Source organism: Bacteroides sp. AR20 (assembly GCF_964250605.1).
Taxonomy (GTDB): domain Bacteria; phylum Bacteroidota; class Bacteroidia; order Bacteroidales; family Bacteroidaceae; genus Bacteroides; species Bacteroides uniformis.
In genome coordinates, this window is record NZ_CAXUGK010000056.1 from 1 (window position 1) to 8,959 (window position 8,959).

Annotated in this window: 7 protein-coding genes and 1 tRNA gene; all 8 read left to right on the top strand. The window is 44.7% G+C overall.

Translation table 11 applies throughout. The annotated features are described in order from the left end of the window. Positions 1-398: 398 nt before the first annotated feature. The 8 genes from sppA (at position 399) to ACESTD_RS18215 (ending at position 8,790) form a co-directional block, all read left to right on the top strand. Positions 399-2,168, top strand: coding sequence for a signal peptide peptidase SppA (gene sppA, locus ACESTD_RS18180; protein ID WP_272196230.1), 1,770 nt, complete (start codon positions 399-401; stop codon positions 2,166-2,168). After that, positions 2,169-3,299: a tetraacyldisaccharide 4'-kinase gene (lpxK, locus tag ACESTD_RS18185; protein ID WP_044468298.1), complete on the top strand. Its 1,131-nt coding sequence runs from the start codon at positions 2,169-2,171 to the stop codon at positions 3,297-3,299. After that, positions 3,238-4,047, top strand: a complete 810-nt coding sequence (locus ACESTD_RS18190) for a purine-nucleoside phosphorylase (RefSeq protein ID WP_057098189.1) — start codon at positions 3,238-3,240, stop codon at positions 4,045-4,047. The genes lpxK and ACESTD_RS18190 overlap by 62 nt, the downstream gene beginning before the upstream one ends. A gap of 6 nt (positions 4,048-4,053) precedes the next feature. After that, positions 4,054-5,103, top strand: coding sequence for a thiamine-phosphate kinase (gene thiL, locus ACESTD_RS18195; protein ID WP_005828671.1), 1,050 nt, complete (start codon positions 4,054-4,056; stop codon positions 5,101-5,103). Positions 5,104-5,246: 143 nt separating this feature from the next. Beyond that, positions 5,247-5,319, top strand: a tRNA-Phe gene (locus tag ACESTD_RS18200). Positions 5,320-5,560: 241 nt separating this feature from the next. Beyond that, positions 5,561-6,784, top strand: a complete 1,224-nt coding sequence (locus ACESTD_RS18205; protein WP_057326609.1) for a site-specific integrase — start codon at positions 5,561-5,563, stop codon at positions 6,782-6,784. A gap of 228 nt (positions 6,785-7,012) precedes the next feature. Then, a complete protein-coding gene (locus ACESTD_RS18210; protein WP_373159088.1) occupies positions 7,013-7,828 on the top strand; it encodes a DUF4121 family protein in 816 nt (271 codons plus the stop codon). A gap of 11 nt (positions 7,829-7,839) precedes the next feature. Beyond that, the gene (locus ACESTD_RS18215) at positions 7,840-8,790 is read left to right on the top strand and encodes a hypothetical protein (RefSeq protein ID WP_373159087.1); all 951 of its coding nucleotides are present in this window, start codon (positions 7,840-7,842) and stop codon (positions 8,788-8,790) included. The last annotated feature ends 169 nt before the right edge of the window (positions 8,791-8,959 follow it).

Here is an 8,959-nt window from a genome sequence, read left to right on the forward strand (position 1 = left end):
ACTGACAATAAACCTGCGAAAGGCTACATCCGGAAAGCCCGGATACTAAACGAGAACTACTGAACAACTTTTCTCACTACAGATATGTTTCTTTCTTACCACACCCGCGTTTCTTTCTTTCCACAGCTGTGGTAAGAAAAGAGCACTGCTGTGGTAAGATTAGTTTTTAGAGAAACAGACTCAGAAAGTAAAGAGATAGCAATTATATCTGGCATTTTAGAAACTAACTATCCATAAAGAACGAAATGAAATACTTCAAAGATAAAAGAAAAGAGAATGAAATCTCCCATAATACTGTGACAAACCGAAAAACTCAGCGACAGATAGGGTAAATATCAACCTAATTATTTATCTTTGTTAGCTTTTAAAAGTTAGCATACTAAAAACAATAAAGTGCAATGAAAGATTTTCTGAAATTTACGTTTGCCACCATTACCGGCATCATCGTATCAGTCGTTGTTTTAGTTTTCAGCAGTATTCTGGTGGTTTTCAGCATGGTATCATCTTCGGAGTCAGAAACGCAAGTACGCAAAAACTCCATTATGATGCTGGATTTGAATGGTGCACTGGCTGAACGCAGCCAAGACAATCCGTTCGATGCCCTTATGGGAGACAATTATAAGACTTATGGCCTGGATGATATCCTCTCTTCTATCAAAAAAGCAAAAGAGAATGACGACATTAAAGGTATCTATATAGAAGCGACTTCGCTGGGTGCAGGATTTGCTTCACGCGAAGAAATACGCAATGCATTGAAGGATTTCAAGGAATCGGGAAAATTCATCGTGGCTTATGGTGACAGCTATTCCCAAGGTCTTTATTATCTGTCAAGTGTAGCCGACAAGGTGTTGCTGAACCCGCAAGGTATGGTCGAGTGGAGGGGCTTGGCCGCTACCCCCATGTTCTTCAAGGATTTGCTGGCCAAAATCGGAGTAGAAATGCAGATATTCAAAGTAGGTACCTACAAATCGGCTGTAGAGCCTTTCATCTCTACCGAAATGAGCCCTGCCAACCGTGAACAAATCGACGCTTACCTGACCTCCATCTGGGGACAAGTGACCAATGATGTTGCAGAATCACGCAAAATATCTGTAGACTCACTGAACGCCATTGCCGACCGCATGTTGATGTTCTATCCCGCAGAAGAAAGTGTGCAATGCGGACTGGTCGATACATTAATATATAAGAATGATGTGCGCAACTACCTGAAAGCGATGGTAGGCATCGACAAAGACGACCGCATGCCCGTACTTGGTTTGCAGGACATGATTAACGTAAAGAAGAATGTTCCCAAAGACAAAAGTGGAAATGTGATTGCCGTATACTATGCCTATGGAGAAATTGACGGTGGTTCATCTTCTGCCTCCAGCGAAGAAGGCATCGACTCTAAAAAGGTGATTAAAGACCTGCGCAAGCTGAAAGATGACGAAGATGTAAAAGCTGTAGTATTACGCGTAAACTCACCGGGCGGAAGCGCCTATGGTTCAGAACAGATATGGTATGCCGTCAGCGAATTGAAGAAAGAGAAACCAGTCATTGTTTCCATGGGTGACTATGCAGCTTCAGGAGGTTACTACATTTCTTGTAATGCAGACACCATCGTGGCCGAGCCTACCACACTGACGGGTTCTATCGGCATCTTCGGCATGTTCCCCAACGCAAAGGGGCTGACTGATAAAATCGGGGTAAATTTTGATGTAGTGAAAACCAATAAATACGCAGACTTCGGCATGCTGACACGCCCGATGAATGACGGTGAAAAAGGGCTGATGCAAATGTATGTGAACAACGGATATGACCTCTTCCTCACCCGCTGCTCTGATGGCCGAGGCATCAGCAAGGAAGACCTGGATAAAATTGCCCAAGGTCGTGTATGGACCGGAAGCAAGGCCAAGGAACTAGGACTGGTCGACGAATTGGGTGGTTTGGACAAAGCTTTGGACATTGCCATTGCAAAGGCCGGAGTAGATGCCTATACCGTGATGAGCTATCCGAAAAAGGAAAGTTTCTTTGAAAGCCTGATGAACACCAATCCGGGTAACTACGTCAAAGCACGCATGCTGAAAGGCACAATGGGCGAGATATACCAGCAGTTCAGCGTCCTGGAGAATTTTGACAAATGTGACCGTATACAAGCACGTGTACCCTTTGAACTGAATATTCAATAAATGGAAGAAAACTTTATCAAGATATATCATTGGCTATATCCCCTATCATGGCTTTATGGAATAGGGGTATGCTTGCGAAATAAACTCTTTGACTGGGGCTGGCTCCGGTCAAAGAGTTTTGACGTTCCAGTAATATGCGTGGGCAACCTTGCTGTGGGCGGAACTGGCAAGACGCCACATACCGAATATCTGATAAAGCTATTACAAAAAAACGGAGTGAATGTAGCCACCCTCAGTCGGGGTTACAAGCGTAAAAGCCGAGGCTATGTACTGGCCGATGACAAGAGCAATGTACGGCAAATAGGTGACGAGCCGTATCAAATTAAAAATAAATTCCCCAATGCACGGGTAGCGGTAGACGAAAACCGTTGTCACGGCATTGAGCAACTGCTGAAACTGGAAAATCCCACTGTAGAAGCCATCATCCTGGACGACGCCTTCCAACATCGCCATGTAAAAGCCGGACTGAACATTCTACTAACCGATTTTCACCGGTTACTATGCGATGATGCCTTGCTCCCTGCCGGAAGACTCCGCGAACCTTCAAGCGGTAAAAACCGGGCACAGATGGTCATCGTCACCAAATGTCCGGATGACATCAAGCCGATAGACTTCAACATCATAGCCAAACGGCTCCACCTCTATCCATACCAACAACTGTATTTCTCCAGATTCCGCTATGGAATGTTGACCCCGCTATTTCCCGAGAAAACGAACAGCTGGAAAGTGCTCTCCTCCCTCACCGGAGACGAGCAAGTACTGCTGGTGACAGGCATCGCCTCCCCCGCCCCCTTGCAGAAAGAAGTGGAATCTTACACGCCGCACGTCAAATTGCTGTCATTTGATGACCATCATGACTTTACTCCCAAGGATTTATTGCAAATAAAGGAACAATTCCTGCACCTGGAAGAGTGGAAAAGACTGATAATCACCACGGAGAAAGATGCGGCAAGGCTGAAACTCCATCCCGCACTGGACGAAACACTAAAGCCGTACATCTACGTGCTGCCGATAGAAATAGAAATTTTACAAAATCAACAATATATATTTAACCAAAACATTATTGGCTATGTTAGAGCGCATTCAAGAAACAGCAGCCTTTCTGAAGGGAAAGATGCACACCCAGCCTGAGACAGCAATCATCCTCGGTACCGGACTCGGCAGTCTTGCCGGTGAAATCACTGAAAAGTATGAGATAAGGTACGAAGAAATCCCCAACTTCCCTGTCTCTACCGTAGAGGGGCACAGCGGAAAACTTATCTTCGGCAAGCTGGGCAAAAAAGACATCATGGCAATGCAGGGACGTTTCCATTTTTACGAGGGCTATTCCATGAAGGAAGTAACCTTCCCGGTACGTGTAATGCGCGAACTGGGTATCAAGACCTTATTCGTTTCCAATGCCAGTGGCGGCACAAATCCGGATTTTGCGATCGGCGACCTGATGATTATCACCGACCATATAAACTACTTCCCCGAACATCCATTGCGTGGCAAAAACATACCTTACGGTCCTCGCTTCCCGGATATGAGCGAAGCTTATGACAAAGAGCTGATTCGTAAGGCCGACGCCATTGCGGCAGAAAAGGGCATCAAGGTTCAGCACGGTGTCTATATCGGTACGCAAGGTCCCACATTCGAAACACCTGCGGAATACAAGATGTTCCATATTCTGGGTGCCGATGCAGTGGGCATGTCCACCGTGCCGGAAGTCATCGTGGCAAATCATTGCGGAATCAAAGTGTTCGGCGTATCTGTCATTACAGACTTGGGGGTAGAAGGTAAAATCGTAGAAGTTTCTCACGAAGAAGTGCAGAAAGCTGCGGACGAGGCGCAACCGAGAATGACAGAGATTATGCGTGAATTGATTAATAGAGCATAAGAAAGCATGAGAACAGAAATAGCTACCCTCGGTGAATTCGGCCTCATCCGCCACCTCACCGAAGGCATTGAACTGAAGAACGAGTCGAGCCGATATGGTGTCGGAGATGATGCCGCCGTCCTCTCCTACCCGGCCGAAAAGGAAGTGCTCGTTACTACCGACTTGCTGATGGAAGGCGTCCATTTCGACCTTGTGTATGTACCGCTCAAGCATTTGGGGTATAAATCGGCCGTAGTCAATTTCTCTGATATCTATGCCATGAACGGCACACCGAAGCAGATTACCGTTTCCTTGGGCATATCCAAGCGTTTCAGTATAGAAGACATGGAGGAACTCTATGCCGGCATCCGTTTGGCTTGCGAAGAATATGATGTTGACATCGTGGGAGGAGACACCTCCGCTTCCTATACTGGGCTTACCATCAGCATCACCTGCATAGGCGAGGGTGAGAAAGGAAAAGTGGTCTACCGCAATGGTGCCCGCGAAACCGACCTGATTTGCGTCAGCGGCGACTTGGGTGCCGCCTACATGGGACTACAGCTTTTGGAACGCGAAAAGGCGGTGCTCAAAGGAGGTGACAAAGACTTGCAACCGGACTTCTCGGGGAAGGAGTATCTTCTGGAACGTCAACTGAAGCCCGAAGCACGCCGTGACATCATTCAGAAACTGGCAGAAGAAGGTATACAACCCACCTCCATGATGGATATATCGGACGGACTTTCTTCGGAATTACTGCATATCTGTACCCAAAGCAAAGTGGGTTGCCGAGTTTACGAAGAACATATTCCTATCGACTATCAGACGGCTGTAATGGCAGAAGAATTCAATATGAACCTGAGCACTTGTGCACTGAACGGAGGCGAGGATTATGAGTTATTGTTCACCGTCCCCATTGCCGACCATGAAAAGGTTGCCGAAATGGAAGGCGTCAAGCTGATTGGCCATATCACCAAACCGGAATTAGGCTGCGCCCTAATTACCCGTGACGGTCAAGAGTTTGAACTCAAAGCACAAGGATGGAATCCTTTGAAGGAAGAAGAAGCGGAAAAAGCATAACTATAAAACTTTTTCAGTATTTTTTCTCAAATCATAAACGCTGATAATTAGCCATATAGCCAATTATCAGCGTTTTTTATCATGAAAGCTATTGCATAGTCCAAAAGTTTCACTACCTTTGCAACCGCAAAAGAGATAAACATGGTGCCATAGCTCAGTTGGTAGAGCAAAGGACTGAAAATCCTTGTGTCCCCGGTTCGATTCCTGGTGGCACCACGAAGAATCACAGCAAAAAGATGAAAACCTCTGAATTTCAACGAATTCAGAGGTTTTCTTTTTGTTTCAACTGTGCAAAACATGCAGATTTAGGAATTTCAATCGTGCCAAATTCGTGGCTTTTTTTTGAGCCACTGAAAAAAGCCACGATTTGATATGTAAAGCACAGATATTCACTTATTTGCATAGCGTGCGTTTCATCAAACATTAGCACTTTTGTACCACAAAAAATGTATGTAAGATGAAACATGAAACAATGAAAATCCTCTTCGTTATCAAGAAGAGTAGCTTGCTGAAGAACGGCGAAGCACCTATCGTAGTCCGTGTTACTATCAACGGAGTGTCTGACGAGGTACGCATACAGCGTAGCGTATTGCCTCGTTTGTGGAACCAAGCCCGTGGCTGCTGTAAAGGCAGAGACAGGGTTTCAATCGAACTGAACGATTACATCGAATCTCTCAAAACCAAGATTCACAACCTTCACAAAGAGTTGTTGCTTGAAGATGCACTCATCACTCCTTCCCACCTATTGAAACGCTTATTTAATAAAGGTGATAAGCGAACCTTCCTCAATACAATGGAAAAGGAGATTAAAGCAATGGAAGCACTAATCGGTATCGAGTATGAGAAGATAACCATCAACCGATATTGGAATTGCTACCGTTGCTTGAAGGCTTGTGTTCAATCTTTCTATGAAAAGGAGGATATTGTCTTTCCTGAACTTTCTCGTGACTTTATTATCTATGTCGAGCGACACATGCGTCTTGAAAAGCGTCTTTGCCAAAATACATTGGTGAGATATATGAAGTGTTTCAAGAAATTCGTCAACATGGGACTTAATATGGGTTGGATGAGAATCAATCCATTCGCCGGCATACAATATCGCCAGCAGGAAAATGATCCTACATTCCTGACTCTTGAGGAGGTCAAGACAATAGCAGGTATGGAATTTCCTGTAGCTCGACTAAACATTGTTAGGGATATGTTCCTGTTCAGTTGTTTCACAGGTCTTGCATTTATTGATGCAAAGGAACTGAAACGCACTGAAATCATTAAGGACAACAATGGCAAGATGTGGATTAGAAAAGGTCGTCACAAGATGAAAAAGGAGAAGGCAAGATGTATCAGCAATGTACCTCTTATCACTCCTGCCATAGAAATACTTGAGAAATATGAGGATCATCCAACCTGTATTGAAAAGGATGTCTGTTTGCCTTTGTTCTGCAATCAGACGATGAACTCATACCTGAAACAAATTGCTACGCTTTGCAATATTGACAAGAATCTGACCACACATGTGGCCCGTCATACGTTTGCCACGACCATAACTTTGGCTAACAAAGTTTCGTTGGAGAATGTTGCAAAGATGATGGGGCACGCATCTACCCGTATGACTCAACACTATGCAAGAGTATTGGATCAAACCATTATGAGTGATATGGAAAAGGTTCAGATATTATTCTAATAAATAGATTCGTAGCCGAGTTCACCAAACCACAGGCAAAGGTAACTCGTGTTCTTTTCGTCCAAGCAAGGTCAAGCCCTGCGGGTGTCGTGGAAAAATCATCCTCGCCCCGTGGGGCTTTCTGTATTTTTCCACACAACCTTGCCTGACGAGAACACGACCTTTTAGAGCCTGTAGTTTGGGAACTCCGGCCCCGAATAGCCGGACTAACAAGAAATATATAATGTTATGTCAAAAGCTAAAAGGTACACACTTGAAACACTCCTACCTCTGAATGTTTCATATGACAGTGATCACGGATTGACGCAGGAAGATATCGATATGGTCAATTCTCTTATAGAGGTAATTGAAAGCACTCGTTCAAAGCATACTCCGAAGATTGGAGATAGAGTTGTCTATACGCAGAAAGGCGGCGAGTACCATCCTCATGGTTTGATAGAGAAAAAACACGAGGACAAATTCTATGTCTGTCTCGACCCGTTTATTCCGTTTGTATGGGAAAGCGACACTGCTATCAAAGTGGATGTCAGCGGTGGCCCATTCTATCACGCAGATGCCGACAAGCTCAAGTTTGTAGGCTGGACTGAAGCGGACTTCAAGGAATGGGGACACTGTGGTGCAACAGCAAACGGAACAGTCAGATTCAAGGCTAAAGTTCCTCTATGGGCTTATTCCGAGCCCAATCCCTTATACGGAGATTTCACAACCAAAGATTGGAAGAAAATCACTTTGCGTAAGCGTAAAGAGGGTAATCTATACGACTCTATGCAGATTGCATTCCGTGATGAAGATGAATTGCAGGAGTATGTGAAGGACCACAACGGAACGATATTCACCTGTTCCGACCCTACTTTATTCGTCCTATGGTGCTACAAGCGTCAGTTTGAGTTCCTCCCTCTTGACGAATGGAACAAGATAGATATCGAAGCCGTAGAGCGTAGGTTGTCATACCGACCAGAACAGGTCAAGATAGTCAAGAATAGCGAGAAGCATATCACGACCTACTATCGCATCAAACAGCAATCAGATAATACTAACCTTTAACACTAATCATTATGCAGACAATATCAGCAACATCAACAGGTCACACCGACCTGCTATCAGGTATCTTGAAGGTACAAGTAAGAAACGAGGAGAAGATTACGGAACAAGACCGTATCTATTGCCAGAATCAGCAGTACGAGCTGTACAAAACGCTCGACCAGATTGCCTGGTGGTACAACATCTTTAAAAGAGAAGCCGAGAAGTATGAAGGTAAAATCAAACTCAAGCACGAGCCGAACGGTAAGATTACCACAAGCAGCTATGACCTCCACTATCGGTACAATAACGATGAGAAGGATTATACCCATCACGAGTTTACTCCTTTCAAGAACATCAATGAGTTGGTGGATAGTCGTCATAACGCTATCAGGAACTTCATCAGTCGCATCATCGGCTATTTCAACAACACCTACAGCGTCTCTGTTGAAGCACCAAAGATTGATGAGAAGACTCTTCCGATAGACTTCCGACCTGTATATAACACCTATGTAGATGTGGTTATCGAACATCTTGGAGGCAAGAGTTTCCGAGATACTGCCGAGGAGGAGCTTATTAAGCGATTCCTTGAAACAGTCAGACCATCTAATTGGAGCAAGGTGAAGCCAGAACTTAAGAAGGACAAAATCATCTTCCCCGATATTGTCACTTGGGACTCTTTCCATTACGAGTGTTATAAGGATTATAGGTTCTCATATGAAACAGACCGTAAGGTTAGCCGCTTCTGCGAAGGTATTGCCTTTGGTGCAGACGATGTACTTTGCGGAAGTATCGAGATGATTATCGGTCTTGATACACGCAATGTAGATATATCCAGATGGTACGACCTGACAACGACCAATGCCGTAAGTCTTAAATTTTATGGAAACACCCGTATCGATGTCAAGTTCAAGGACAGTGCTGCGGCAGAGAGTTGTTTCAAGCGACTGCGACTAAATGAGATCAAACTAAGAGACGAGAATTGATGACCACACGATATGTATGACACTCCGTAGGTACTGCCTGCGGGGTGTCTTTCGTTTTTATCCACTTCAATCATTACAGCCATGTATGCCATCTGGAAAATCCAGTGTAAGCTGCCCCCTAAAACCAAGCGATTCTGCCCCCTTGTGCTAAAATAATCCTACCCCCTTG

Bases quoted from the DNA above. Each gene is read 5' to 3' on its own strand.
- ACESTD_RS18210 (WP_373159088.1), top strand. From the start codon at position 7,013: ATGTCAAAAGCTAAAAGGTACACACTTGAAACACTCCTACCTCTGAAT.
- ACESTD_RS18215 (WP_373159087.1), top strand. From the start codon at position 7,840: ATGCAGACAATATCAGCAACATCAACAGGTCACACCGACCTGCTATCA.
- sppA (WP_272196230.1), top strand. From the start codon at position 399: ATGAAAGATTTTCTGAAATTTACGTTTGCCACCATTACCGGCATCATC.
- ACESTD_RS18205 (WP_057326609.1), top strand. From the start codon at position 5,561: ATGAAACATGAAACAATGAAAATCCTCTTCGTTATCAAGAAGAGTAGC.
- thiL (WP_005828671.1), top strand. From the start codon at position 4,054: ATGAGAACAGAAATAGCTACCCTCGGTGAATTCGGCCTCATCCGCCAC.
- lpxK (WP_044468298.1), top strand. From the start codon at position 2,169: ATGGAAGAAAACTTTATCAAGATATATCATTGGCTATATCCCCTATCA.
- ACESTD_RS18190 (WP_057098189.1), top strand. From the start codon at position 3,238: ATGTTAGAGCGCATTCAAGAAACAGCAGCCTTTCTGAAGGGAAAGATG.